This is a genomic window from Litorilituus lipolyticus (genome assembly GCF_006439335.1).
Classification (GTDB): Bacteria; Pseudomonadota; Gammaproteobacteria; order Enterobacterales; family Alteromonadaceae; genus Colwellia; species Colwellia lipolytica.
Window position 1 is genome coordinate 1 of record NZ_SAWY01000040.1, and the last position, 25,931, is coordinate 25,931.

Annotated in this window: 23 protein-coding genes; 11 read left to right on the top strand and 12 right to left on the bottom strand. The window is 37.6% G+C overall.

Going from position 1 to position 25,931, the window contains the following annotated elements; genetic code table 11:
* Nucleotides 1–271 precede the first annotated feature (271 nt).
* The 3 genes from EPA86_RS16130 to pabB form a co-directional block, all read right to left on the bottom strand.
* Complete coding sequence (locus EPA86_RS16130; protein ID WP_140605428.1) at nt 272–1,648, bottom strand: L-serine ammonia-lyase; 1,377 nt, start codon at nt 1,646–1,648, stop codon at nt 272–274.
* Between the two features lie 311 nt (nt 1,649–1,959).
* On the bottom strand, nt 1,960–2,544 hold the full coding sequence (locus EPA86_RS16135; protein ID WP_140605429.1) for a CoA pyrophosphatase: 585 nt from the start codon (nt 2,542–2,544) through the stop codon (nt 1,960–1,962).
* A gap of 70 nt (nt 2,545–2,614) precedes the next feature.
* Complete coding sequence (pabB, locus tag EPA86_RS16140; RefSeq protein ID WP_170309687.1) at nt 2,615–4,003, bottom strand: aminodeoxychorismate synthase component I; 1,389 nt, start codon at nt 4,001–4,003, stop codon at nt 2,615–2,617.
* Nucleotides 4,004–4,214: 211 nt separating this feature from the next.
* Here pabB and EPA86_RS16145 point away from each other — a divergent pair, with 211 nt between their 5' ends.
* Nucleotides 4,215–5,738: a fumarate hydratase gene (locus EPA86_RS16145; RefSeq protein WP_140605431.1), complete on the top strand. Its 1,524-nt coding sequence runs from the start codon at nt 4,215–4,217 to the stop codon at nt 5,736–5,738.
* Nucleotides 5,739–5,814: 76 nt separating this feature from the next.
* Here the strand turns inward: EPA86_RS16145 and EPA86_RS16150 are convergent, their stop codons facing one another.
* The 3 genes from EPA86_RS16150 to EPA86_RS16160 all read right to left on the bottom strand — a co-directional run bounded on the left by EPA86_RS16150 (nt 5,815) and on the right by EPA86_RS16160 (nt 9,956).
* Nucleotides 5,815–6,525 carry a substrate-binding periplasmic protein gene (locus EPA86_RS16150; protein ID WP_140605432.1) on the bottom strand — a complete coding sequence of 237 codons (711 nt, stop codon included), beginning with the start codon at nt 6,523–6,525 and terminating at the stop codon, nt 5,815–5,817.
* Between the two features lie 174 nt (nt 6,526–6,699).
* Nucleotides 6,700–8,817, bottom strand: coding sequence for a methyl-accepting chemotaxis protein (locus tag EPA86_RS16155; protein WP_140605433.1), 2,118 nt, complete (start codon nt 8,815–8,817; stop codon nt 6,700–6,702).
* Between the two features lie 251 nt (nt 8,818–9,068).
* A complete protein-coding gene (locus EPA86_RS16160; protein ID WP_246058434.1) occupies nt 9,069–9,956 on the bottom strand; it encodes a LysR family transcriptional regulator in 888 nt (295 codons plus the stop codon).
* Between the two features lie 363 nt (nt 9,957–10,319).
* Between EPA86_RS16160 and EPA86_RS16165 the strand changes: the two genes are divergently transcribed.
* The 3 genes from EPA86_RS16165 to EPA86_RS16175 all read left to right on the top strand — a co-directional run bounded on the left by EPA86_RS16165 (nt 10,320) and on the right by EPA86_RS16175 (nt 13,143).
* A complete protein-coding gene (locus EPA86_RS16165; RefSeq protein ID WP_140605434.1) occupies nt 10,320–11,987 on the top strand; it encodes a hypothetical protein in 1,668 nt (555 codons plus the stop codon).
* Nucleotides 11,988–12,120: 133 nt separating this feature from the next.
* Nucleotides 12,121–12,393: a hypothetical protein gene (locus tag EPA86_RS16170; protein ID WP_140605435.1), complete on the top strand. Its 273-nt coding sequence runs from the start codon at nt 12,121–12,123 to the stop codon at nt 12,391–12,393.
* 150 nt (nt 12,394–12,543) lie between these two features.
* The gene (locus tag EPA86_RS16175; protein ID WP_140605436.1) at nt 12,544–13,143 is read left to right on the top strand and encodes an FmdE family protein; all 600 of its coding nucleotides are present in this window, start codon (nt 12,544–12,546) and stop codon (nt 13,141–13,143) included.
* A gap of 1 nt (nt 13,144) precedes the next feature.
* Here the strand turns inward: EPA86_RS16175 and EPA86_RS16180 are convergent, their stop codons facing one another.
* Nucleotides 13,145–13,786 carry an HAD family hydrolase gene (locus EPA86_RS16180; RefSeq protein WP_140605437.1) on the bottom strand — a complete coding sequence of 214 codons (642 nt, stop codon included), beginning with the start codon at nt 13,784–13,786 and terminating at the stop codon, nt 13,145–13,147.
* Between the two features lie 192 nt (nt 13,787–13,978).
* Between EPA86_RS16180 and EPA86_RS16185 the strand changes: the two genes are divergently transcribed.
* On the top strand, nt 13,979–15,904 hold the full coding sequence (locus tag EPA86_RS16185) for a methyl-accepting chemotaxis protein (RefSeq protein ID WP_140605438.1): 1,926 nt from the start codon (nt 13,979–13,981) through the stop codon (nt 15,902–15,904).
* Nucleotides 15,905–16,041: 137 nt separating this feature from the next.
* Here the strand turns inward: EPA86_RS16185 and EPA86_RS16190 are convergent, their stop codons facing one another.
* The 3 genes from EPA86_RS16190 to EPA86_RS16200 are packed head-to-tail and all read right to left on the bottom strand — an operon-like array spanning nt 16,042 to nt 18,449.
* The gene (locus EPA86_RS16190) at nt 16,042–16,533 is read right to left on the bottom strand and encodes a hypothetical protein (RefSeq protein WP_140605439.1); all 492 of its coding nucleotides are present in this window, start codon (nt 16,531–16,533) and stop codon (nt 16,042–16,044) included.
* 40 nt (nt 16,534–16,573) lie between these two features.
* Nucleotides 16,574–17,533, bottom strand: a complete 960-nt coding sequence (locus tag EPA86_RS16195; RefSeq protein ID WP_211664955.1) for an MBL fold metallo-hydrolase — start codon at nt 17,531–17,533, stop codon at nt 16,574–16,576.
* Between the two features lie 34 nt (nt 17,534–17,567).
* Nucleotides 17,568–18,449: a LysR family transcriptional regulator gene (locus EPA86_RS16200; protein ID WP_140605440.1), complete on the bottom strand. Its 882-nt coding sequence runs from the start codon at nt 18,447–18,449 to the stop codon at nt 17,568–17,570.
* Between the two features lie 117 nt (nt 18,450–18,566).
* On the opposite strand from EPA86_RS16200, the gene EPA86_RS16205 reads away from it, so the two are divergent.
* The 5 genes from EPA86_RS16205 (at nt 18,567) to EPA86_RS16225 (ending at nt 23,587) form a co-directional block, all read left to right on the top strand.
* Nucleotides 18,567–19,118, top strand: a complete 552-nt coding sequence (locus EPA86_RS16205; protein ID WP_140605441.1) for a cytochrome b — start codon at nt 18,567–18,569, stop codon at nt 19,116–19,118.
* 63 nt (nt 19,119–19,181) lie between these two features.
* Nucleotides 19,182–19,754, top strand: a complete 573-nt coding sequence (locus tag EPA86_RS16210) for a YceI family protein (RefSeq protein WP_425462580.1) — start codon at nt 19,182–19,184, stop codon at nt 19,752–19,754.
* A 197-nt stretch (nt 19,755–19,951) separates the two neighbouring features.
* Nucleotides 19,952–20,290: a winged helix-turn-helix transcriptional regulator gene (locus EPA86_RS16215; protein WP_140605443.1), complete on the top strand. Its 339-nt coding sequence runs from the start codon at nt 19,952–19,954 to the stop codon at nt 20,288–20,290.
* Nucleotides 20,287–21,285 (top strand): NAD(+) diphosphatase, encoded by a 999-nt coding sequence (gene nudC / locus EPA86_RS16220; protein WP_140605444.1) that lies wholly within the window; start codon nt 20,287–20,289, stop codon nt 21,283–21,285. The genes EPA86_RS16215 and nudC overlap by 4 nt, the downstream gene beginning before the upstream one ends.
* Before the next feature lie 208 nt (nt 21,286–21,493).
* Nucleotides 21,494–23,587, top strand: coding sequence for a hypothetical protein (locus EPA86_RS16225; RefSeq protein WP_140605445.1), 2,094 nt, complete (start codon nt 21,494–21,496; stop codon nt 23,585–23,587).
* A gap of 163 nt (nt 23,588–23,750) precedes the next feature.
* Here the strand turns inward: EPA86_RS16225 and EPA86_RS16230 are convergent, their stop codons facing one another.
* Together EPA86_RS16230 and EPA86_RS16235 are read right to left on the bottom strand one after the other, a co-directional pair.
* Nucleotides 23,751–24,188: a hemerythrin domain-containing protein gene (locus EPA86_RS16230; RefSeq protein WP_140605446.1), complete on the bottom strand. Its 438-nt coding sequence runs from the start codon at nt 24,186–24,188 to the stop codon at nt 23,751–23,753.
* 37 nt (nt 24,189–24,225) lie between these two features.
* The gene (locus EPA86_RS16235) at nt 24,226–24,729 is read right to left on the bottom strand and encodes a GFA family protein (protein WP_140605447.1); all 504 of its coding nucleotides are present in this window, start codon (nt 24,727–24,729) and stop codon (nt 24,226–24,228) included.
* Nucleotides 24,730–25,061: 332 nt separating this feature from the next.
* Here EPA86_RS16235 and EPA86_RS16240 point away from each other — a divergent pair, with 332 nt between their 5' ends.
* On the top strand, nt 25,062–25,928 hold the full coding sequence (locus EPA86_RS16240) for a LysR family transcriptional regulator (protein WP_140605448.1): 867 nt from the start codon (nt 25,062–25,064) through the stop codon (nt 25,926–25,928).
* Nucleotides 25,929–25,931: the final 3 nt, after the last annotated feature.

The following is a 25,931-nucleotide window of genomic DNA, read 5'->3' on the forward strand; positions in this document are numbered from 1 at the left end:
GTTTAGTGATTGATTTCATAACACTCTCCAATTTAATCGTGGAAAAGTGTCAACCTTATTTAGGACGGGTCAAAATAAAGAGAAAAGCCGTCATAATGACGGCTTTTTTATTAGTTGTTTTAGTATTATAAATCAATTGATTATTCTTGAATGAGGCAGTGAATTAGTTGTATTTGTTAATAAACGATTGTAATTAATGTGTCGAATATATTTACAAAAAAAAGCCCTATAAGTATTACTACTCATAGGGCTTTTTCTTATTTATTGCTGATTAACATTCGATAATATTAACGGCTAACCCACCACGCGAAGTTTCCTTGTATTTCGTTTTCATGTCATTACCTGTTTCCCACATAGTTTTAATGACTTTATCTAATGAAACTTTTTGCGTTCCTGTACCGCGAAGAGCTAAACGAGCAGCATTTATTGCTTTAACTGAACCCATGGCATTACGCTCTATACAAGGAACTTGAACAAGACCACCAACAGGGTCGCAGGTTAATCCTAAGTTATGCTCCATACCAATTTCAGCTGCATTCTCTACTTGAGATGGAGTACCACCAAGAATTTCAGCTAAAGCTCCCGCAGCCATTGAACAAGCAACACCAACTTCACCTTGACACCCAACTTCAGCGCCAGAAATAGAGGCATTGGTTTTATATAAAATACCGATAGCGGCAGCTGTTAGCAGGTAACGAATACAATCGTCATCAGTAACTGGTTTTACAAACTTATCATAATAACAAAGTACTGCAGGGATAATACCTGCAGCACCATTAGTCGGGGCGGTAACAACACGGCTTCCTGCGGCATTTTCCTCATTAACCGCCATGGCAAACAGGTTTACCCAATCCATAGCATTGAGAGGATCACTTGATTTTTCAACCATTAAGCCTCTATATAATGCAGGAGCTCTTCGGTTTACTTTTAAACCACCTGGTAAAATACCTTCTGTTGTCATGCCACGCTCAACACTGCTTTTCATAGCATGCCAAATTTCAATCAACTTGGTACGAACAGTCGCTTCATCATTTAAGCACTTTTCATTATTCATCATCATGGTTGATATGCTTAAGCCATGTTCTTTTGCTTGTACTAACAACTCTTCAGCATTTCTAAAAGTGTGCGGACGTTTAATATTGCTGTGTAAAGAAAGTGCTTTATCTTTTTCTTGTTCAAAATCGCAGTCTTCAACAATAAAGCCGCCACCGATTGAGTAATAAGTTTTTTCAGAAACTAACTCATCACCTTGGTAGGCAAATAATGTCATCGCATTTGCATGCGCAGGCAAGGTTTTTCGGTGATGGTAAATAATGGCATCGTCTTTTGGGAAACTAACTTGGTGAGAGCCATTTAGAAGTATTTTTTGTGTACTAACAACATCTTCTAAAGTTTGTTCAATAGACTCGACAGGAATAGTTTCAGGTGCTTGACCTGAAAAACCTAAGATCACAGCTTTGCCTGTACCATGGCCAATACCTGTTTGACCAAGAGAGCCAAAAAGTTCACATTTAACTCTATCAACTTTATCTAATAGTTTTTTCTCAAGTAAGTCATCTACAAAGAGTTTAGCGGCTTTCATTGGGCCAACAGTATGAGAGCTTGATGGGCCTATGCCAATTGAGAACATATCAAATACACTGATCATATTTCTTTACCTATATTTTTCGCAAGGCGATATCTTAATTGAAGAGCTGTCATTACCTCAATTGAAAGTTTAGTCGCTTTCTACAGTATGAGGAGAATCTGCTTTTTCAACAGAGTAAAATACATTTACTGTTATAAATATCAAATACGGTTTATTGTTTCATATCCGAATTTAAGTTGAGTAAATAGCTAATACATAAAATTATAATCGGTAATTCTATCCCAAATAGTTCGATTTGAAAAACAAAATAATATATAAAAGTTACTAAGCTATAACTAAAGGCTCTGGAAAGTTGAAATAGTATTGAGAAATCACTGTAAATGAGAGACTAAATCTTTAAGCATCACTGCGGTAGCACCCCATATATTATAATGTTTATAGGGTAGGAAGTGCACGTTGTGCTCTCGTCCATTCTTACTTGCTTTTACAACGTGGTGTTTATCGGCAGTGAGAAAGTGTTGCAATGGTACATGAAAAATTTCCGCGACTTCATTTTCATCAATACAGTATGACTTTGCCGTATCAACTATGGCAACAATAGGTGTGACAAGGTAGCCACTAATGGTTTGATAAGGTGCTAATTGACCAATTACCGTGACAGTATCGGGTGATAGACCAATTTCTTCTTCTGCTTCTCTTAAAGCCGTCCTGATAAGTGATAGATCTTCCGGCTCGGCTTTGCCGCCAGGGAAACTGACTTGTGATGGATGATGCTTTAAATGGCTGGCTCTTTTGGTCAGCAATACCTGTAAACCCACTTCATTATTTGTGGTATTAGGTTCAACTAAAGCAATTAATACCGCGGCTGATTTTAATGGCTTATCATGAAGGTAGTTATGGGCTGAATCGGTTGGTTGATACAAACTATAACGTAATAAAAACTCATCTTTTGTCATTTTTAACTTCCTAATATTACGTAATTACGTGTAATGAGTTCTTATCCTATTTAAGGAAACACGACAGTGGTCAGCTATTATTGCGAGTATTTAGCTGGCTCAGTATTGGCAGTATTTTATTCACTTTGTCATAGGTTTCTTGGTATTCACTCGCTGCAGTAGAGTCTGCGACTAAACCACCACCAGCCCAACAATGTATGGTTTGCTTTTGCTGATGGGCAATAAGCGTTCGTATTGTTATGCTTGTATCCATGTTACCACAGCTAGAAATATAGCCAATAGAACCACAGTAAACACTTCTTTTGTGTGGCTCAAGTTCCTCTATTATTTCCATTGCGCGAATTTTTGGCGCGCCAGTAATTGAACCGCCAGGAAAGGCATCTCGTAATAAATCGCAACCATCTTTGTTGGTTTGTAATTGACCTTCGATGGTGCTCACTAAATGATGTACGGCAGGAAAACTTTCAATATCAAACAGTTTAGGTACTTTTACTGAGCCTGCGATACAGTTTTTACTAATATCATTACGCAGTAAATCCACTATCATCAAGTTTTCGGCTTTATCCTTGGTCGAGTGAGCTAGGGTTTGGGCGTTTTCTTTATCTTTCAGCGCATCTTCACTGCGTGGCATAGTGCCTTTAATAGGTTTTGTTTGTACTTTACCTTGCTCTAATTGCAAAAAACGCTCGGGTGAAACACTTAAAATCGCTGCTTCGGGTATACGAATAAATGCTGAAAAGGGCGCTTTGTTTGCTGCTCTCAGTGCTTTATAGGCATTAAATGCTTCACCCTGGTATAGTGCACTAAAACGTTGGGCAAGGTTTATTTGGTAGCAGTCGCCACTGAGTAAGTAATCTTGTACTTGTTGAAATTTTTTCTCGTAATCTATTTGTGTCATATTAGCTTGCCATTCACTGGTTAAGCTAAAAGATGAATCTAGCTTATTCGCTGGGCATAGCTCATTTATTTCGAGTGTGAGTTGCTCTCTTTTTTCTGCTGGGCAAATCAAATAGTATTGTTGTTGATGATTGTCATAAACAATTGCTTGGCTATAAATCCCGACAGCCATTTCAGGCAAATTGATATCATTACTGGCTTTATCAGGCAATTTTTCAAAACGCCTACCTAAATCATAAGCAAAATAACCGACACTCCCTCCTAAAAAAGGGCAGGTAGCTGCATTGTGTTCTACTGGGGAAATAATCTGTGCCTGTAATTGCTTAATCAATAGAAGCGGGTCTGCTTGGCTTGTTTCATTATAGCTATCACTCATACGTTTAATGAGCGTATTGCGGCCTTGGGTGGTAAGGGTGATTTCAGGCTGCCAAACCAAGATATCAAAGCGGCTATCAACGTGTTCACTGTCACCTGAATCTAACCACATTGACCAAGGAGTCGCTGATAATGAAGTAAATAATGTTAAGGGTGAACATTGCTCTGAAAGTGCTAATTCCTCAATGGTTAACGATAAAGGGTAAGTCGTTGAAGAAAGTAACGATTGACTAAAATAAGAAGACTGAGAAGGCAAGGTTATAATTACTCAAGTTATTCGCTGTTTAAATGTTGACTATTAGCTGTTTACACTGGCAGCAAGGTCAATAGCAAGTTATTATAGGTGATAGTTTATTATAACTTTCAACTCAATAATATTAAAGCTAATAGAGAGCACTATGGCCATCATTAAACAACAAGATCTCATCGATAGTGTAGCGGATGCACTACAATATATTTCTTATTATCATCCTCTAGACTTTATTCAAGCATTAGAAAAGGCATATCACAAAGAGCAAAACACTGCGGCAAAAGATGCAATTGCTCAAATTTTGATTAATTCACGTATGTCAGCTCATGGTAAGCGACCTATTTGTCAAGATACGGGTATTGTGACGTGTTTCGTGAAAATAGGTATGGATGTTAAGTGGGATAAAACTGACATGACCGTTCAGCAAATGGTTGATGAAGGTACCCGCCGTGCTTATATGAACCCTGATAATCCTTTACGTGCATCCATTGTTGCAGATCCGGCAGGGGCTCGTAAAAATACTAAGGATAACACTCCATCAGTTGTGCATATTGACCTAGTAGCGGGCAGTGAAGTTGAAGTCATGATTGCGGCTAAAGGCGGTGGTAGTGAAAATAAAACCAAAATGGCGATGTTAAATCCTAGTGATTCTATTGCTGATTGGGTTGTTAAAACTTTACCGAGTATGGGGGCTGGTTGGTGTCCTCCTGGGATGTTAGGCATAGGTATTGGTGGTACGGCTGAAAAAGCAGGTGTACTTGCCAAAGAAAGCTTAATGGACCCTGTAGATATTCAAGAGTTAATTGATAGGGGCCCTCAAAGCGCTGAAGAAGAATTACGTTTAGAAATTTTTGAAAGGGTTAATAAATTAGGTATTGGCGCACAAGGCTTGGGTGGTTTAACGACAGTAGTCGATGTAAAAATTAACTCGGTACCAACCCATGCAGCCTCTAAGCCGGTTGTTATGATCCCTAACTGTGCTGCTACACGCCATGTTCATTTTCACTTAGATGGTTCAGGCCCTGCTGACTTATCGCCACCTAAACTTGAAGAGTGGCCAGAAATCACATGGGAAGTTGGTGAGAATGTTCGTCGTGTTAATGTTGATGGTTTAACCAAAGCAGATATCAGTGAATGGAAAACAGGTGAGACAGTTCTACTTAGTGGTACCATTCTTACAGGTCGTGATGCAGCACATAAACGTATACAAGATATGTTAGCTAAAGGTGAAGAACTGCCAGTAGACTTTACTAATAAATTCATTTACTACGTAGGACCTGTTGATGCTATTGGTGACGAAGCCGTAGGCCCTGCAGGCCCGACAACAGCAACTCGAATGGATAAGTTCTCGGATATGATGTTGTCTAAAACAGGTTTGTTAGGTTCAATTGGTAAATCAGAGCGAGGCCCTGCAACTGTTGAAAACATTAAAGAGCATAACTCTGTTTACTTAATGGCTGTAGGTGGTGCAGCATATTTAGTATCAAAGGCAATTAAAAAAGCAAAAGTAGTAGCGTTTCCAGAATTAGGTATGGAAGCTATTTATGAATTTGAAGTTGAAGATATGCCTGTGACCGTTGCTGTAGATAGCACGGGTGAGTCTGCACATGTTACTGGTCCGGCTATTTGGCAAGCTAAAATTGAAGAGCTAGACAGTAAATTAAAGAGTTAATCACATTAGCACGATAAATAGCGGCTAAAACTAGCTTTATAAAGCGGACATATGTCCGCTTTTTTTTCCTTTATCCTTAGAGGGGCGGGTTGTTTATTACGACTGATAACGTACCTTCGAGTTCTTTTTGAAATTCAATCCATTCAGATTTTTTTGATAAACCAAGGAATAAAGGAATGTTTTCTATATGAGAGTATGGTTGTTTCGTTAGATTTTTATGAGGATCGACTTCAGTAAAACTCTCTTCATTAAAACTTGGCGGTGCAATAAGTACATCTAACCTATCTTTTAGAATGAGCTCAGTAATAACTTCGATAGTTAGAAAATCAAATTTTTGTAAATTTTTGGCGTTATCAAATTTCGGAAAATGCTCATAACCTCTCAGTATGCCTATACGTAGACCAGTAAGATCTTCCCACCGGCTAATTTTAGCTGTTTGCTTGTTGTCTGCATAAAACCTAAAGCCAGCAGATTGAGTTCTTATGCTAGGCTGTAAAAATGTTAAATAACGGCTTCGTTCTTCACTATAAAATAAATCATCAATGATATCGGCTTTTCCAGATCTTATTGCTTGCATACAACATGCCCAAGGGCATTCATAGATTTCAATGGGAATATTTAACGATTTAGCTAAACGGATGATAGTGTTATGTTCTAATTTACCTTGTTCATACAACCTTGCGTCATGCGGTTGAGCAGCAAAAATTAACTTTTCAGGGAATAACTCATTGCCTTGTGCCGTGAAGGTAGACAATGTAAAAAATAGGCAAGTGATCAGTAGTTTCATCTTCTTAGATCTATAATGATATTAACTAAAGGATTAATAGGAAAAGGCATTGATTAAATTCAGCGTTAGTATATTACGTATGGCTTAGCAAAAACATGCAGAATCTATTCGTTGTTACAAAACTATAAAAAATAGGAGCGTAGACTCATAATAATTGTAAAAGTAAGGTTAATACTATTCAGATTTTAATAAATTTAATTGAGCATTCAAATCGTTAATTAGCTCTTGCGCACGCGCACTCATTTCACTTAAGGTTTCACCCATTTCAGCGAGTTGTTTGCTACTATCACTAATGGCCACTACTTGCATATTAACTTCTTCACTTACTTGGCTTTGCTCTTCAGCAGCCGTTGCTACTTGAACAGAGCTATCGCTGATGGCGTTAATGCTAGTTACGCCATTGGCCAATTGCTCAAAACTATCTTTTGTTGCATCAACTGATACATCAACAGATTGCTTTATTTCCGTTAGGTTACCTACAGCGACATCTACGTCGGTTTGTAAGAACTGAATTAAGTCACTAATTTCTGTTGTTGAGGTTTGCGTTCTACTTGCAAGATTTCTAACTTCATCAGCAACAACGGCAAAACCTCGACCCATTTCTCCCGCTCTGGCTGCTTCAATGGCAGCATTTAAGGCGAGTAAATTGGTTTGCTCAGCTATACTTTGAATAGTCGATACAATACTGGTTATATTTTGCGTACGCTCTGCAACTTTCTCAATTTGTTCACCAGTTTCGGTCATGTTTATAGAGAGTTTCTCAATTTCAGTAACAGTGCCTTGTAGAGAGCTTTGAGTTCCCGTAAGAATGTCATTCGCATCAGATGCATTTGTTGCAGTATCTTGTGAAAGGCGTGATACCTCCATTGCGGTTACTGACATTTCATTTATTGCAGTTGCCATATTATCTAAGTTCATCTGTTGATTGTCAGTATCATTTTTAACTTGCTCAGCTCCGCTGTCTAGTTCTGCCATTAAGCCAACTAATTGCTGAGATACCGCTTTTGAACCACCAATAATGTTGGCTAATTTGTTCATAAAGTCATTTAACCCTGAAGCTAATCGAATTAACTCTTCATGGTTTTGTATATGAACCTTTTGCGTTAAATCACCTTCTTGAGAAGAGAGGTTTTGTACTGAATCAGAAACGGACTTAATAGGAGAGGATATAGATTTTGCTAGCCAAACAGCAATACCAACAGCAACGGCTAAAAAGAGAATGGAATGGATCACTAAACTGGTAATTGCGCTGGTATAGGTTTCATCAGAGGCTTTCTTTAAACTGATGACTGGCATCATAGCCACTTCTTTTGGAATGGAGACAATTAATTTCCAAGTAACTCCCGCTTCTTCAAGGTTAACATCAACCTTTACCTGCCAGTTTTCATCAGTTATATGAGTTTTTTCTGATGATTTAGCAAATTGTAAAAGTTGATTAGAGCCTTTAGTCACAGGTTGACCAACCAAATCTTTATATTTAGTCGAGGCAACGATAATGTTATTTTGACTAATTAAGGTCAGCATGGATTTACCATTAAATAAACCTGTTGATGCTTGCTCTATCCATGTTTGTACGACAGGTAAATTAATATCTGCACCAACAATACCAATGAACTTCCCTTGAGAAATAATAGGGGCTGATAAAGTTGTTAACAGCTCAGATTTACCGGGCTCAATTTCATATAAATACGGATCAAGTGCACAGGGGGTTACTTTATCTCGAGGGCAAAGGTACCACTCTGATTCACGCATGCCACTTTCATTTATGGTTTCAATATATTTTTCGCCAGCATCTTCTGTTGGGTAAAAGATTGTTTGCCCATTTTCTCTTACCCAGTAAATTTCAAGTGCTCCGGTATTTGAGCTGTGTTCAAAATTATTTCGGTTTTGGTCATCTAAGCCATCATAGCCGTCTTTTTCAAGGTGGGTGTAAAGCGAGCTAATAGCTTCGTTGGCTTTTAATGCTGAGTGCGTGACTTTTTTTACTTTTTCACGTGAGAATGGCTTTTGCGGGATAGCTGAGTCAGAAAAAATTTGCGCTAAAGTTAAGGGGATAGAAAAGCTTTGCTTTAATAAGGTTGCGACTTTATTACCCGCAATAGTGCCACCTCGTTCAAGAGAGGATAGAACAGATTTTTTTACCTCATCTTCCATGTAGTTAAGTTGTTGCTCGCTTACATCCTCGAGAGAATTTGAGGAAACATAGGAAAGGATTACGATGCAAGTAGCAATCAGTAAAGCAAATAATAAGGTGATCTTTGTACTTAAAGGGGCGCTTTTACTTAGAATCACAATTGTATCCTTTTGGTGTATATGATGTTCAAGCTTTAAATGTGGTGAGAATTTATCGTACTTAGTTACCAAATATAGACGAACATTTCGTAATTAAAAAGGTGTATAAACAATAAATTACCAGCGTAATTTCTTAATAGCTTGTGAAAAAGTTGTGCTCTGATTAGAGGTGGCAACTAAGAAATAAACTGCTTATTTGAAAGGGATGGTTTTATTTAGCTTTTGGGTGTTGCTTATTAATTATGGGTAAATTAATTTTCATCTTTTACTGTGTCTATTAACCATTGGGTGAATTTCTGTACTGGGCTGTAATCAAGTTTATCATTTGGTGTGACTAAGTAATAAGCATTGTCAGTAGTGAGTGGTGTACAGCAAACCTCTACTAACTCTTTACGCTTTAGTTCATTTTCGATTAAAAACTTTGGCAATAGCGCGATACCTAAGCCAGCAATTGCTGCATTTGTTGCGATAGAAAATTGTTCAAAATGCATTCCTTGCTGTGCAGGTGTGAAAATACTGTGACTGGCAAACCATTGCTGCCATGCGTCTGGCCTAGTTGATATATGTAATAGTGGCTGCTCAGCTAAACTGGCGATAAAGCGCTGTTTATTATCAGTAGTGCAATCCTTTTGTTTAATTTTTTTAAGAAATTCAGGTGCACATACTGCAACTGACTCTTCTGCCATCAAAAAAGTTGAGTTTGCTTGTGCCCAATCTCCCTGACCAAAATGAATTGCGCAATGTACGTCTTCAAGAGAAAAATCAAATTGCGTTAATTTACTTACCGTGTTGATTGTTATTTGAGGGTTCTTTGATAGAAAGTCAGCGAGGCGGGGCATTAACCATCTAGAGCCAAACATTGGCAATATGGCTATATTTAATACCCCTCCTGTCGGGTTGGTCATCATGTTTAGAGTGGCTGAGCGAATATGACTTAATGCACTATGTATATCTTTTGCATAGCTTTTTCCTATTTCCGTCAGCTGAATATTTTGTTTGTGGCGGTGAAAAAGCGTGATATTTAATTGCGCTTCAAGCGCATTAATTTGCCTACTGATTGCGCCTTGAGTTAACGATAACTCTTTTGCTGCCGCGGTAAAACTTCCTGTACGAGCTGCCGCATCAAAAGCTGCAAGCATGCTCGTACTTGGTAATAATTTTTTTGATTGTGGCAAGTTCATTTTTAACTTTATTACCTAGTATTGTGGTCAATAAGAAACCAAGACATTATAGCGATAAATTTATATTTGATCATTACAAAAAGTCATGAGTTGGTGAGTTAATATCGTTTGAATGAAACAATGAATTGACGAAGAATATAGCGAATTCAGTAAAGTGAATGAACTTTTTTGGGATGTTTACACAGAATAACAGTTTGTTAAATGCGTTTTGTTATCATTTGCAGTAAACAGAGAGTTTTCGGCTATGACGTCAATAGTGAAAATATCTAACCTAAAATATGAGCTACTGTAATACCCTATAAAATATCAGGAGATTGTCGAATGTCTAATTCAAATTCAAGTGCGGAGCAACAGATTGATGTTGCTCTTGTTGATCCTAAACAAGTGGAAAACACTAGCTCATGTGAGCCTAGTGGCGCCATTCATAAGCGTGCTCAGGTAATAAATGATGTTAGCGTTGAAGATATTAACGACATGATGGATGTTTACCATTACAGTGACGAAACACGACAAATCATTAAAGATGAGAATTTACTTCCTACAGGTTTATTAAGCCGTTTACATGCTTCTTATCCACAGCATTCTGGCTTGTTAGATAAAGAATCGCATATGTTCAACGAAAAAGATCAGTATACTGGGCTTTCAGGTTTTCGTCGTGTAGTAGAAATACTCGAAGCGAATAATATTGATATTGGTGATATAGAAGAGCGAGAACTTTTTGTTGAAGTTTATCGGTTTTTAGCAACGAAACACAGTTTAAATAGCATTGATTGGACTAACTTCTATGAAGATTCAGTTTTTCAGTTAGTCATGCCTCAGCCTAATATGATTAATAAAGATACTGTAAATGAATATTTAGGTGCCAGTGTCGAAGAGAAAAAGAAAATTGTTGCTGATTATCAAGAAAAAACAAGCCCACATGATGGTAACCAACAACTTAATAAACCTTGGTTTGAGAACGAGCAAGGGGAAATAGAATTTCTCGATGGCAGTCAGCATAAATATCCGCAGTGCCAGCTTATTTTTGATAAAACCACGCAAAATTGTTTTTCTTTTTGTACTTATTGTTTCCGTCATGCGCAAGTTCGTGGTGACGAAGATATGTTTATTCAAAAAGAAATCGATCAAATTCATCGTTACTTAAAAGTGCATAAAGAAGTTACTGATATGCTGATTACGGGTGGTGACGGTGGCTATATGCCAGCGAGTCGCTTTGATCAATATGTTACGCCATTAATGGAAGATCGAGAATTACTGCATATTAAGACTGTGCGATTAGCCACCCGCTCATTAACTTTTCAACCGGAAATGATCTTAAGTCACAAATACGACAAGATGCTCGCCGTGTTTGATAAACTGCATGAAAATGGAATACAGTTGGCGTGGATGGCTCATTTTTCTACACCACGAGAGCTTCTAAACCCAACAACTATCGCGGCCATTCGTCGTCTACAGCGCCACGGTGTTGTTATTCGCAGTCAAAGCCCAATGATGAACCATATTAGCCTGTTTGAGCATAAAGATGGCACTATCGATATCGATCGCAGTGCGCAAAACTGGATTGATTTATCCAATATATTAGCGACTATGCTTATTAGTTTTCATTCTATGTATTGTGCGCGTCCTACAGGTGAGCATCATTACTTCACTGCACCATTAAGTGATGTCAGTAAAATCTTTGATAAAATATATCGAGAGCTTCCTTCTATTAACCGTCCATCTCGTCATCTATCTATGACAACTTCGGCAGGTAAAATTTCGATAATGGGTGAATGTGAGGTAGGAGGCGAAAGAGCTTTTGCCCTAATGTTCACTGAAGGTCGAAATATGAAATGGCTTGATAAAGTATTCTTAGCAAAATATGACGAAACAACGAATGATGTTAAGTTACTTAAGCCATTTGATACTGATAAATTCTTCTTTGAAGATGAATTAGAAACCATAGAGCATGATTTAGCTGAAGCGTTAAGTAAGCGACTAACGACTTAACAATCATTGAGTTACAATTCAACAAAGCCAGTTAATTAACTGGCTTTTTTTTTGAAAACGCTGTTGAGTTGATGAAATGAACGTTCTGCGGTACTGTATGCAAAAATAATAATAAAAATGTGGGAGTGTTGTTATGTTGTCGTGGATATTTACTCTAGCGGGGTTAGCGGTATCGTTTGCTTATATAGATCTTGATTCCTCCTCTTTTATTGGTGCGTTACTTTGCCCGATAATCTTTACTGCCTTTCTTATATCAGCAGTGATTAAATTTCGAAATTCTTCTCAATCAGAAACTTATGTAGGGAGTAGTATCTCCTCAAGTTCTTCTAGTTCATCATCAATGGATTCATGGACTGTGTCGGGGGATAGTTTTTCAGGAGGCGATTGTTCTGGTGGTGGCGATTAACCCTGAATATGCCTGTACAAAATCAGGTCAAGCTCTCTATTAAAAACTTATTTGATACCACACAATAAAACAGCTAACAGGCTGTTTTATTTTTTCTCACTTTTAACGTACTTTTATCATTAGAACCACTTTTTAATCCTAGGTGTAATGATGAAGCATCCTGATTTTTACAATCAAATTGAAACTATTACTTTGCAAGACGAACTCGCGAGCTTTTTAGGCGCTTTCGAGCAAGGAATTATTGAATTTAGTTATTTAGATACAGTAAAAGCTGCGGGTCACTCATGTCCAACGGTACTTGGGGCTTACTTAATGACCTTACAAGGCTTAAAAGCTCTGTATAAAGATAAACTGCCAAAACGCGGCGATATTTTGGTTGAGTTTGCCCAAAATGCCAACGAAGGAGTAGCAGGCGTAATAGCTAACGTAATAACTAATATAACAGGTGCAACGGTAAACCTTGGTTTTAAAGGTTTAGCGGGACGTTATGATAGACGTCATTTAATGCATTTTGACTGTGACATTTTAGGTGAGGTCAAATTTACTCGTCGAGATACTGGCGATGCGGTAGAAGTTTTTTACGATGCAAGCTCCATATCGGCTGATAAAAATATGCCTGAACTCATGCAAGCGTGTTTACAAGGGAATGCGAGCACTGAGCAACAAGCAAGTTTCGCAAAATTATGGCAAGCACGAGTAGAAGCGATTGCTAAAAATATCGATAACGTGATTAGCTTTCAGCGTTGTTAAGTTATAGTTTAGCTCTTTTTAAGCAAGCGTAGAGCGCAGGTAGGTTATTAATCGCGATATCTGCTTGTTTACTGTAACTAAGTTGACGTTCAAAGGTTAATAAACAAGAAATCATTTGCGCGTTTTTAGCTGCTTGAATATCATAAAGAAAGTCACCAACATACATTATATTCTGAGTAGGAGTTTTCCATTTGTGCGCTAAATATAATAGAGCTTCTGGTGATGGCTTTGCACTAAATTGCTCACGGGTTATAAGATCTGCAATGGCTATATCGTTGTTCTTTATTTTTAACCTAGCAGCTTGTTGGCAGTTTCTGGTGACAATTGCACAACGTAAACCTAGCTTTTTTATCAAATCTATAAGCTGATGGCAGCCATCTAGTGCAGTAGAGTTGCTAGCATCAGCCATTTCAAAATCAACTAATATTTGCGTTGCCTGTTGGCGCTCTTTTCCTGACATTTTACTGATAAAATCGAGTACGTCTTCACCATCTGGGCAGCCAAGTGTTGCTCGAATCTTGGGGAAATTTAATGAGGAAGACACTAGAGTATTGTCTAAATCAAAAATAATTCCCTTTAACTGCTTTAACGACTGCAATTTTGCATCGCTTGCAAGTGTTATTGAAAGGGCACCTTTTTCCATAGAAATTTCCTGCGTTTTTCTAGCAAGCTTAAAAAAGTTTCTGTTGCATTATGGTTGATGCAAGTGCTGGTTAAAAGAAAAATCAATGCTAATATGAAATAAAACAATGACCTATTAGGTCTATATCCTATCAATAAAAACAATGGCTATAAAGCTTGTGCTACTTACCATTTATCTTAGGAACTCGTACTTATGAGTATATTAACCCCTGCGATTGCTCTTTCTAATAAATTAAAGTTTAAATTCAAATTTTTATTACTAGGCATCATTTTCTATATTCCTTTAATGGGTATGTGCTTATGGGTAATCAATGGTTTAGTAACCAATATAAATGCTTATCAGTTGGAGTTAACTGGTTATGATTATTTAAAGCGATTAAACCAAATAGAACATCAACTCTCTCAAGGTCAAACGGCGTCAATTGAACAGCTCACGAGTGAATTAGGTGAGGATCCCCTGTTCAATAATGCGATGAATTCGTTAAATGAATTGCAGCAATGGCAAGCAATGAAGGAAGAAAGCGGAGAGTTTGATTTTTATTTACACACTATAGCCTTAAAAGAAAATATTTCTGCCGCGACGGGGCTAGCTAGAGAAAATGATGCGATTAGCTTTTATTTGAATCAAATTATTAGCTTACGTTTGCCATCTTTACTTGAATACTTAACAAAGCTTTCTTCAACAAGTGACCGTGTTATTCGAGATGGATTTGATGCACAAAGTTATACGTTAATTGTCGCGCTTGATAAGCGGGTCGATGAGATACAGAATCAGCTTAATAAAAGTGTTAACTTGCTTAAACTTCATGGTGAAGACAGCCAAGCAATTTTACAGTTTTCATCAAACTATGAATTATTGACACAAAATCTTGATGAGTTTCAGCGTACTTTAAGAAGTCAGGTAATTGAGCCTGATGAAATATCGTTATCACAGCCGCAAGCTATGCAACAATCATCAGAGATTTTAATCAACGGCCGTGCATTGCTTAATAGCAGCGAACAGATGTTATTTGAGGCATTAACCCATTTAAAAGCAAGCAGTGACACTGTGCTTTATTTGATATCGGCAATATTGCTTTTAGTCACTTTATTAAGTATTTACTTTTTAGTTGCTATGTATCAGTCACTAAGTGATAACGTGTATGCAATTACATTAGCTGCTGAGCAATTAGGAAACGGTAACTTTGACCAAACCTTAGTTGCTTCAAGTCAAGATGAATTTGGTAAAATTAGCGACAGCTTTTCTCAGATGCAACACAAAATTGCCTCACTGCTTGCACTGTTAAATACAGATGCGAAGGTCTTGACTGAGGCAGCCAATGATATTCAATTACTGACCACTAACATGGAAAATAGTATTAGTGAGCAGCAACAAAACACCCATTCTGTTGCGACGGCAATTAGTCAAATGAGTAATTCAATTGCTGTTGTCCATCATAATACTGAACAAGCTAAAGGCATCACTGAGCAGGCAAGTGAAAACGTGCAACAAGGACAGTCAGTGATCAAAGATACTGAAATGGCGATTGATGCCATTGCCTTAGAAGTAAATAACTCCGCTACGGTTATTAACGAACTTGCTGAAAATAGTACCAATATTACCCAGTTTGTTAGTGTGATCAGAGAAATAGCTGAGCAAACAAATTTACTCGCGTTAAATGCGGCTATTGAAGCGGCAAGGGCAGGTGAGCAAGGTCGAGGTTTTGCTGTTGTTGCTGATGAGGTGCGAACTTTAGCAGGTAGAACGCAAGATGCCACAACTGAAATTCAACTTATCATTGAAAAACTTCAACTGGGCGCTAACAAGTCGGTAGAAGTAATGAATGCGGGAGTTGAAAAAGCTAATGCGGGTGTTGAACAAGCACAGTTAGTTGCGACAACATTTTCTGATGTAACGGTAAATGTGACGGATATTGTTAACGCCTCGGGCGAAATCTCTTCCGCAGTAAACGAACAAAATCAAATGGTTGAATCAATTAATATCAATACTGAAAATATTGCAACCGGTGCTGATGAGGTGGCCAATGCCGCTAGAACCACCGCAGATGCTGGTGTGAAATTATCAACGATTGTAGAACAACTCTCCAGACAGTTAGCTCAGTTTAAATTGGCCAAATAAAGATTGCATTTGTTGAACATCTCGATGTTTTATTGACAAAAAGCCAGTTAATGACTGGCTTTTTTAATCAGGTTATTTAGTTGAGGCTATTTAGTTGAGCTAAGTCCGTTGAATTAATCCTGCTAAGAAAAATGAGATTATTCACAAATTCTATTCATCAGGCTTAATACGGCAGGACTGTCTTCAACTAATAGCATGCCTTGTTCAAATTGGTATTGACTGGCAGACTTCGCTTGACCAGTAATAAGCACAAAAACGTCGTTACCATTCGTGTTTTTAAAATAGCCCGCACGATAATCAGCCATAGCAGTGCCAGCTGAGCGGTATGACAATTGATAATTTGAGTTGGCGCTAAAGTTAGCAACTTTTATACAAGCATTAGCAGTACTAAATGTTTTTGAAAAGCCACCAGCGTACACAGTTAATTGGTTATCTTTTAAGATAATACTGTTTTTGTATGAGCTATAGGCGATAAAACAAATAATGATTATTGCAGCAAAGATACTTGCATAACCAAATGGCTTTTCACGTATTTTTTTTACAAAAAATAAAATAACCAAAAGTGGAACTATAGCAAGCAAAAACCATAGTTCGCTGATTGGTAGATAGATATTTATACTAGTTTCCATAAAATCCTTTTAACGATAACGTTTTCTTTTACATGTTTATTTAGTGACTATGTGCTCCCTCATTATGAGAGTGACGGTGAGATTGTTTGTTAGAATGTCTAGTAGATAAACCTTTAACCATTTGACGCGTCATACGCTCTGTGGTGATAAAGCCCCAATTCCATTTGTCATGGTATTTTTTTAACGGGTTGAGGGATACGATTTCTTCTTCATTCTTACCACTTACTATCAGCTTTTTGATGATGCTTTTTGAATCTTCTAGCATGTTAATCGAGGCTTGTAAGTCAGCCTTACTGGCTAGAGGGCCATGACCTGGAATGATTTTGGTTTTGTCATCAGCGAATGACAGAATTTTTTGTTGGGCTGCAATAAAGCCCTCAACGCTACCGCCACTGTTTAAATCAATATAGGGAAACATACCGTTGAATAAAGTATCACCCGTGTGAATTACATTAGATGAAGTAAAGTGTATTACGGCATCACCGTCTGTATGTGCGTGTGCTACATGGAAAATATGAGCCTCTTCATTGTTTAGATGAAAACTCATTTCATCAGAAAATGTAATTACGGGCAGGGCAGCTTTGGGAGCTGGCACCATACCATCTTTACCTTGGATACCTTTAGTTATTAGATGTTTACGTAAATTTTGGTGAGCAACAATATGAGTGCCTGATTTTGCCATTGCTTCATTATTACCGGTATGATCACCGTGTACGTGGGTATTAATTAAAAAGTCTACAGGTTGGTCGGTAACCGATTTTATAGCTGTTTTCATGATATCTAGCATTGGCGGCATTGAATCATCAATTAAAATTACGCCGTCGTCACCAATGGAAAGGCCGATATTACCCCCCGTGAAACCACCAACCCCCATAAGCATATGTAAGCCAGGTGCTACTTCTGTAGTTGAGAAATGTAATGGCTTTTTCTCATCTGCAATTGCGTTAAATGACATTGCTGTGAATATGCCAGCTATAGCCAGTACTTTACGTGCTTTCATAATTAATCCTTTTACAATGTAATGTTTTACCATTTCAATTTTGTTTGGTCAGGGAAGTTGTTAAAAAGTCATAAAAACTCTTTATACGTATACTATGCTTTAAATCTTTATGATAAACAAACCAAATAGACTCAGACGCTTTGGGTAGTTTTACCTTCATTTTTACTAGGCCTTCATGAGAATTGGCCTGATTCTCTGCTAAAGGGCCTATGCCCATACCTGAAAAAACCGCCTGGTGAATATCTGGAAAATGGTTGCTTTGAAAGACAATGTTTTCTTTGTTTATATGCTCCACTATGAAGCTAACAAATGGAATACGGTGCTTATCTGATGATGGAAGAATCCATTGGTGCTCTTTAAATTGTGCTATTGAGGCTGGCATACCATATTTTTCAACATAATCTTGTCGAGCATAATATTGTGTATTCAATTGAGTTAACTCTTTGACAATGAGGTCAACTCCATCAGGGCAGGGGCCAGCTCGAAGTGATATATGTGCAGCACCTGTATCTAATGGAATGATTTCGTCAGTAGAAATTAGTTTTAAACGAATTTTAGGAAAAGCAGCGCAAAAAGTTTTTAGTGATGGTGTTATGGTGGATGAGAAGGAACTCACGGTCGTTATACGTAGCTCACCACTGATTGTGCCTTCAACATTTTGTAATCGATTTTCTAAGCTGGCAAAGTTAGTGATTATTTCAGGCATTTCATCTAATAATAATATTCCAGCATCCGTGAGTTTGTAGCCACGTTGATGTCGAATAAATAATGTAACTTCTAAATTTTGTTCTAATTGATTAATACGTCTTAATACCGTTGCGTGATTAACGCCAAGAGAGACTGCCGCTTTACTCAAGCTACCATCAATGGCAACTTGATAAGCTATTTTATAATCATCCCAAGATACACTATTCATTTTATCTACCTTGTAAATTAGTTGTGCAAATATGCACAATAGTTTCTCATTTGTTGGTGTTTTTTGATAGGGAAATGTTCGGTATTATGGCCTCAGTTTTTTAAAGGCAGATAATTCATGATAAAAAATACAGAACAATCATATGGCTTGATCGCAATAATATTACATTGGGTAATGGCTATTGTAATTTTTGGCTTATTTGGTTTGGGCTTATACATGGTTGAGTTGAGTTACTATGATGCTTGGTATAAAGGCTCTTTAGATCTTCATAAAAGTATTGGTTCGTTACTCGCCATTTTGTTATTAATAAGAGTTTTTTGGCGCACTGTTAATCTACAGCCAGAGCACGCCGATTCAAGCGCAGCGTCTATTGAAGTTAAGGCTGCCTATTTCGGGCATTTAGCTTTATACATTTTAATGTTTTTATTAATGCTTAGCGGTTACTTAATTTCTACCGCTGATGGTAGAGCTATTGAAGTATTCAATGTTTTTTCATTACCGGCTTTGCCTTTTAGCATTGATAACCAAGAGGATATCTTTGGTGAAATACACTTTTATTTAGCTTGGACACTTATCGTTTTAGCAACAGGGCATGGCTTTGCTGCATTGAAACATCACTTTATAAACAAGAACAACACCTTAAAACGAATGTTATTCGTATCAAAATAACGTCGTTTTGCTAACCCAAATGACACCTAAAACTTAACTTAAGGAAATATAATGAATAAACAAATGATAATAAGCGGTTTACTTGCTTTTTCAGTTTTTATCGGAATAAATAACACTGCGTATGCAGCGCAATATAAAGTGGATGTGCAAGGTGCTCATGCTTTTGTACAATTTAAAATTAAGCATTTAGGTTATAGCTGGTTACTTGGTCGCTTTAATACCTTTGATGGAAACTTTAATTATGATGCTGCAAAACCAAATGAATCTCAAATCGCCATTGATATTGACGTTACAAGTATTGATTCTAACCACGCAGAGCGTGATAAGCATTTAAAAGGGAAAGACTTCCTTGATGTGAATAAATTTCCTAACGCAAAGTTTGTTAGTAAAAATATTACTTTCACCGATGAAAAAAATGCTGTGGTAACGGGTGAATTTACTTTGAAAGGAGTGACTAAAAGTATCAGTTTTAATGTTGAAAAAATTGGTGAAGGTAATGATCCATGGGGTGGCTACCGAGTTGGGTTTTCAGGCACTACAAGCTTGAAGCTATCTGACTATGGTATTACGTATAATTTAGGTCCAGCATCTACACATGTTGATATGGCTTTACATATTGAAGGGATTAGACAGTAAATCCTTAACTATTTGTTAAAGCACAGTAAATTAAACAGGAACTCTCATTTAAAGTATCTCTATAGCTAACGTTAGCAAAAGTTAACGTTAGCTTTTTTTTGCTTATTAGTCTAAAAATACTCAAATTTTATTTATTGTATTGTGCTACAGATACTGTAGCATGCTCTGTAAAATAATTTATATGTTCAATACAATTTATGAGTATTCCACAACCAGGTAAACAAGTACGAGGCTCTAAAACAGGTAAGCCAATTATGGCATTACTAGACTTAATAGGGCGAACGTGGGCGTTGGGTATTATTTGGAATTTACAGCAAGGCGCAGCAACCTTTCGAGAACTGCAACAGCGTTGTGAACAAATTTCGCCAACCTTATTAAATACTCGTTTGAAAGAACTAAAAGCACTTCATATTATTGAACTGAAAGAGACGGGTTATCAATTAACCTCTCAAGGACAAAGCTTAATTGAAATAATCTTTCCTCTAGGGCAATGGTCAATTCAATGGGCAAACGAATTAAAGGAGCAAAGCTCATGAGCTTAACCTATAGCCTTATGCCACTTGATAGGTGCAGCAATCAACGCAAAAATTTATCTTGGTTAAAAAAAGAATTTTCTCATCAAGATACTGTTTTTTGCTTAATTAATGACGGTATGAGCTTTTTCAATCTTGAAGGTTCTTTAACGCCTTATTTTGTACCAAAGCAGTTATTAGTTGAGTTAACGGTGCATCAATGTATTTATTTAGGAAAAGGTAAAAGGGGCTCAGTATTTGCTGTTGATTATAATAATTTACGGTTTTCTACCCAGCAAGCGCTTGAATCACTAGGGGGCTGGCAAGTGTTACGAGAAGTCACTGCTGTATTAAACTCTGATGATGCAGCCACTTTGGCACTGGCCAAAGGGTTAGTTCATTGGCACAAAAGTCATCAATTTTGTGGTCAATGTGGCAATGTTAATCGCTCAACGGAGGCAGGTCATGCCAGAAAATGTACTGAGTGTCGAAACTTAACGTTTCCACGCACAGATCCTGCGGTGATCATGCTCGTTGAAAAAATGTTTGCTGATGGTATTCCAAGATGTTTATTAGGCAGACAAGCAAGTTGGCCTGAAGGAATGTATTCAACTTTAGCTGGCTTTGTTGATCCTGGTGAAAGTTTAGAAGAGGCGGTAATTCGAGAAGTCAAAGAAGAAGCAAATATTGATGTAGAAAAACCAAAATATGTAGCCTCTCAGCCTTGGCCGTTTCCCGCATCTATTATGTTAGGCTTTGTGGCTGTTGCTACCAGTGAAAAAATTGATGTAAGCCAAGACAGTTTGGAAAATGCACAATGGTTTTCTAGAGAGCAACTTGCCTCATTTAAAGTTAATGAAAGAGTTATCAACACTGAGCAGTTAAATAGCCCGAGTAATTCTACTAATGTTGATAAAAACTCGGCCTCATCTATACAATATAAAATGAGTAGCCAAGACTCAATTTCATCACACTTAATTAAGGCATGGTTAAATAAAGAGATTGGTATTTATTTGTAGTAACGCTAGTCTTACAGTTTTGATGAATAGGGTAGGTTTCACTTGACTGGCAGTTATGAGCAATTAACTGACATTTAAACAGGTTCTAGTCTTCCTAGGCCCCACGGACTAAAACGGTCATTCATGGTTCACACATAATACTTTAAAGACTTGAAGCCGATTTAATGAAATTACGGTAGAATGCCTCAAACATAATTTATGTGACTGCTTGACGACTTTAAAGGACTATATGCAATATAAAAGACGTATCATCGGTGCTGCTGTTCTGGGCTTAGTTGTCATTATTATTGGCACGCACTTCTTTGCGCTAGAGGAGAAGAACGCGCTTTATATCGACTCAACAAATATCGTTACTGAAGAGCGAAGTATCACGGCAGACAAATACTCCCCGTTAAATGATCAATTAACACTTGTTCACACAGAGACAGTGTTGGACAACGCAATACAAATCTATGCGGCAAGTGAAGCATACAGCCAATGTGAAGTAGAAAATGCAGAAGTATGGGAGCGACTCGAAGTCGTAAAGAGCGCGATTAACGATGAACTCAATGTTATAGCTGATAACCATTTACTTAGAGATGCTGTGTTCCTACTCCAAAGTGAAGGACACTTTAAAACCTTTGAAGCATTATTTAATTTGAAACGACTTCAATTGGCCATTGAAAAGCAGCACTTCCAACGCCCACCAAATAGGCTCACTCAAGAAGAAATTGATCTATTTACAAGTGCAGCCAATCTGCTGCGCGATGTATCTGATGCCGCGACGGATTACGATATTGAACAAACCATTCAGGCAACACGTATTTTTAGACAAAACAGTAGTAAACGCGGTTTTCTGTTTCGACGTGGGAAAAACAAACAGCTTTGGACGCCAGACGTTTTAATTGGCCATACTCTAGCAACTGCGCCATTAAGTTTTGTTGACAGTATTGCCGCACAATATCCTACTAGTCACTTACTCTTTACTCAAGCAGTCCGCTCGGGCGCAAGCAATGAGGTTTTAAAGAAATTGCTGTCGAGTTTTGATTTTACCAATACACCGATTTATACCAAACACAACAATCTACAAACAGCATTGCAAGCGGCGATCGAGATTGAATCGCTAAGTGCAATGCGTTTAATTCTCTCTCAACCTAATCTTCAGCACACTGATTTTATCTTTAACCCGCTCAATATGATTGTTTTTGATACAATAAATAGGAAGGTGGGTGAGTTTACGGACACCCAAAAGGCCATGATGGCATTATTGGTTGAGCACGGCTTTCGAGTTGATATCGTATCTATACCATTTACCAAAAAACGTATGTTGGCAGGCTATGCAGCCATACTTGAACGACCTATTGTAGACCAATTAAAAGCATTGTCTATTCCCCCTCGTCACATTGAGAAACTTCGAATACATCCTGATTCTACATTGCCCTTACACTTACAAGATCAACTAAAACATGATGCGTTTCAAAGTCAAGTGCTGAAGAACGAATACAATGAAAGGGCAAAAACTTGTGGTGAACTTAAGCAAGCGTTACAGTCTTTGGTGCCGCCGCTAACAAGAATTGATGACATCTTTTCTTATGTCAGTGCCGAAAACAGTTTTGTCGATAACGTTCATATGCTGAAGCAACAATCGTTGACCTTGGTTGATGCCTATTACGCTAAGATGGAGCGCGAGTCTGCGGATACCCAAAGAGTTGATGCGATAGCAGCATCCACTAGTTCGCTTCAAGATATTCCTTTTACAGTTAGCGCACAAATTAATGAATTGACTCCGTTTGAGCGACACCACCTCACCGAAGTATATTGTGAAAAATTTGGTAAGCGCTTTATGGAAGATATTTTTGATATTGTTCAGTACATGAGTTTTAGTTTGTTTAGCTTTGAAGCATGCCTTGCCGGTACACCAGATGATTATACTGAGACCGAACTCAATTTTTATCTCCATGAGAATACTTATCCTGGGATCATTTATAGTAAATTAGAGCGCTATACCTTTGATAAAGTACTAGAGGCATTAGCCGATCCCGCCTTTCAGCGTCCAAAAGATTTACAAGGCTATCCCCATGGTCGGGATGCTTTGATGTTGGCGCTGGATTTAAAACTCGCCGCTCATAGTGTCGACAAAAAAGACTATAAAGCGGTGATAACCGATCTTATCGCGAAAACATCTTTGAAAGATGAACATTTCAAACGACTTCATCGCTTGAAGGTTGCTCACTTTTTATTCTTCGAGGAGATCGCTTCATTTCACCCGCAAATTCGTCAAGCCGTTGAGTTTCCTCTGGCAACGTACAGAACGCATAACTAAGGCCTGCCTATATCTCTTAAATATTATCAATGACCTACTGCCCTATAGATATATTTGACTATGGTTCATTAATGAACTGAAAATGGCACATATGCGACTATCAGATTTGATTGAATCTTATTAATAAAATCTGATAGTTCAAGTTAAAACTTATTTAGTTTTATTAATGATAATGCTGCATATTCTTTTGGGACTTTATTAAGTCTTGCATTATTTTTCGATCACTACGGCAAATGTGATTGGTAAACTCTCTTTCAAGTTTTGCTACAACTGTATGTATATTGCTAGAGCTTAAATTTGTTTGTAATAAGTGCAAACTATTATCAAGCTGCGTCAATTCATTTTGGTGTAATAACGCATGTTCTTTTACTACATGTGCAGGTAAGTACTTTTGTAACAATAACTCTTCTTTAATGACATGCTCAACAAAAAATGAAATAAGCCTTTCTAATATGATAATTGCGTAATCATAGTCTTTAGGTTGCTTAGCTATTTTGTTTAATCTAGCTATGTAATTGAAGAGATCTTTGTGATCATCGTTTAAATGTATAATGTCGATATCATTGCTTTTAATAACACTATCAAGGCTGTCCCGTTTCATGTTGACTCCCTATGCCTTGATGAGTTAATTGATTAGTTTACTTATCACCAATGGCTTTTGTTAACAGTGATTGTCTTTTTGCTTCGTTTTCTTTTGACCATACTGCTTTAAAATCGTAAAACTTTTCATATTGTGGGCTATTTTTTGCCAGCTGCAGCCAAGGCTGCTTTGATTCAGTATAAATGTGTACATCGGGTGGAAATAGAGCTGCTTCATCTAAAGTACCTACGCGAATAAAGCGAATAAGGTTTTTTATTCCACCCATGAAGTAGTTACTCCAAATGGCGACTTCACATCTTGGGCAACGTGCAATAACTTGACCTCTACCGCTTGGCGAGGGGGTCATAACCTCTTTCACTTCACCCGCAATTATGTTGACACTTGTGGCATCAAATAGGGCATTTAAGGCAAAGGCACTACCTGTTTGTCTTTGACAAAAGCGACAATGACAGCAATGAATAATGAAAGGAGGTGAACTAATTGTGTATCTAACATAGCCACATGCACACCCTCCTTCACAAGGAGTAAAGTTTGTAATCATCGTATTTCCTTCCTTGGATGATGTTTTAAAGAATATCCTTTATCCATGTATGAATCCTTATAATTTCGATAATTGCCACTATTCTTACTCTAGCCAGAGTAATCACGACTATACTCTGTTTTGTACGTATTGTTTTGTACGTATTGTTTTGTACGCATTGTGTTGTGCTTATTACGTAGTACCGCTTTGCTGCATTTAATCATCGAGTGCTATTTGCTTTTAAGTGATTGCCAGCTGATATCAACATAAAGAGCTTAGGTTGTATTTTACTCATTAACAATTATTGAAAAAATGACACTGAGTGTGCATAGATGCACAGTAGGAAGGAAGCTATGAATTGGGATGATTTAAAGTTTTTTCTCGCTGTATCTCGTTGCGGTACTATAAGCGGTGCAGCTAAACAGTTTAATGTACAACATTCTACAGTTTCTAGGCGTATTAAAGCGTTAGAGCACAGTTTAGGAGTTAGCTTACTAAAACGGACAAACAATGCTTACGAATTAACAGTGCAAGGAGCTAAAATAGAGCAAGCTGCTAAGCGTATGGAAAGCGAGATTACCTGCGTTGATGGCATGCTTGTCGGTAAAGAAGATTCTCTTGTTGGTCCATTACGGATAACGACCATTAGTAGTATGTCATCAGGCATTTTAATGCCAATCTTCTCAAGTTTCTGTAAAACTCACCCACATATTGATTTACATGTTGCCTCAACGAGTGAGGCAGTGAGCTTAACCAATAGAGAGGCAGATATTGCTATTCGGTTAACTAATACTCCGCCTGAAATGCTTATTGGTAAGCGAGTAGTTACCGTAGCTTCGACCATTTATGGCAATATTGATTATTTAAAAGAGCTTAGTCAAACAAGCGAGCCCTTTGAATGGATAGGCGCAAAGTGTTGTCATTTTCATGACACGTGGACCAAACAATCGTGTAAAGAAAAAACACATTTATTTAGTAGTGATGATGCCTTAACGATATTATCCGCGGTTAAAGCAGGCTTAGGAGTCACATTTTTACCCTGTTTTATTGGTGATGCTGAACCTTTATTAGCGCGGTATGTTGAACCTAAAGCCGACTTCGATTTAGGTTTATGGGTGCTCATACATCCAGAGTTAAAGCAAAATGCGCGTGTTGTTGCTTTTAAGCAGCACCTTATTAAGGCCATAAATAATATTCGGCATACCCTTGAAGGTTGCTGATGT

Excerpts from the sequence above, each read along its gene's own strand:
- nudC (WP_140605444.1), top strand. The coding sequence starts at position 20,287 with ATGAGCTTAACCTATAGCCTTATGCCACTTGATAGGTGCAGCAATCAA.
- EPA86_RS16215 (WP_140605443.1), top strand. The coding sequence starts at position 19,952 with ATGAGTATTCCACAACCAGGTAAACAAGTACGAGGCTCTAAAACAGGT.
- EPA86_RS16165 (WP_140605434.1), top strand. The coding sequence starts at position 10,320 with ATGTCTAATTCAAATTCAAGTGCGGAGCAACAGATTGATGTTGCTCTT.
- EPA86_RS16150 (WP_140605432.1), bottom strand. The coding sequence starts at position 6,525 with ATGAAACTACTGATCACTTGCCTATTTTTTACATTGTCTACCTTCACG.
- EPA86_RS16195 (WP_211664955.1), bottom strand. The coding sequence starts at position 17,533 with ATGAAAGCACGTAAAGTACTGGCTATAGCTGGCATATTCACAGCAATG.
- EPA86_RS16190 (WP_140605439.1), bottom strand. The coding sequence starts at position 16,533 with ATGGAAACTAGTATAAATATCTATCTACCAATCAGCGAACTATGGTTT.
- EPA86_RS16145 (WP_140605431.1), top strand. The coding sequence starts at position 4,215 with ATGGCCATCATTAAACAACAAGATCTCATCGATAGTGTAGCGGATGCA.
- EPA86_RS16235 (WP_140605447.1), bottom strand. The coding sequence starts at position 24,729 with ATGATTACAAACTTTACTCCTTGTGAAGGAGGGTGTGCATGTGGCTAT.
- EPA86_RS16230 (WP_140605446.1), bottom strand. The coding sequence starts at position 24,188 with ATGAAACGGGACAGCCTTGATAGTGTTATTAAAAGCAATGATATCGAC.
- EPA86_RS16240 (WP_140605448.1), top strand. The coding sequence starts at position 25,062 with ATGAATTGGGATGATTTAAAGTTTTTTCTCGCTGTATCTCGTTGCGGT.
- EPA86_RS16175 (WP_140605436.1), top strand. The coding sequence starts at position 12,544 with ATGAAGCATCCTGATTTTTACAATCAAATTGAAACTATTACTTTGCAA.
- EPA86_RS16135 (WP_140605429.1), bottom strand. The coding sequence starts at position 2,544 with ATGACAAAAGATGAGTTTTTATTACGTTATAGTTTGTATCAACCAACC.
- EPA86_RS16205 (WP_140605441.1), top strand. The coding sequence starts at position 18,567 with ATGATAAAAAATACAGAACAATCATATGGCTTGATCGCAATAATATTA.
- EPA86_RS16185 (WP_140605438.1), top strand. The coding sequence starts at position 13,979 with ATGAGTATATTAACCCCTGCGATTGCTCTTTCTAATAAATTAAAGTTT.
- EPA86_RS16180 (WP_140605437.1), bottom strand. The coding sequence starts at position 13,786 with ATGGAAAAAGGTGCCCTTTCAATAACACTTGCAAGCGATGCAAAATTG.
- EPA86_RS16130 (WP_140605428.1), bottom strand. The coding sequence starts at position 1,648 with ATGATCAGTGTATTTGATATGTTCTCAATTGGCATAGGCCCATCAAGC.
- EPA86_RS16170 (WP_140605435.1), top strand. The coding sequence starts at position 12,121 with ATGTTGTCGTGGATATTTACTCTAGCGGGGTTAGCGGTATCGTTTGCT.
- EPA86_RS16160 (WP_246058434.1), bottom strand. The coding sequence starts at position 9,956 with ATGCTTGCAGCTTTTGATGCGGCAGCTCGTACAGGAAGTTTTACCGCG.
- EPA86_RS16210 (WP_425462580.1), top strand. The coding sequence starts at position 19,182 with ATGATAATAAGCGGTTTACTTGCTTTTTCAGTTTTTATCGGAATAAAT.
- EPA86_RS16200 (WP_140605440.1), bottom strand. The coding sequence starts at position 18,449 with ATGAATAGTGTATCTTGGGATGATTATAAAATAGCTTATCAAGTTGCC.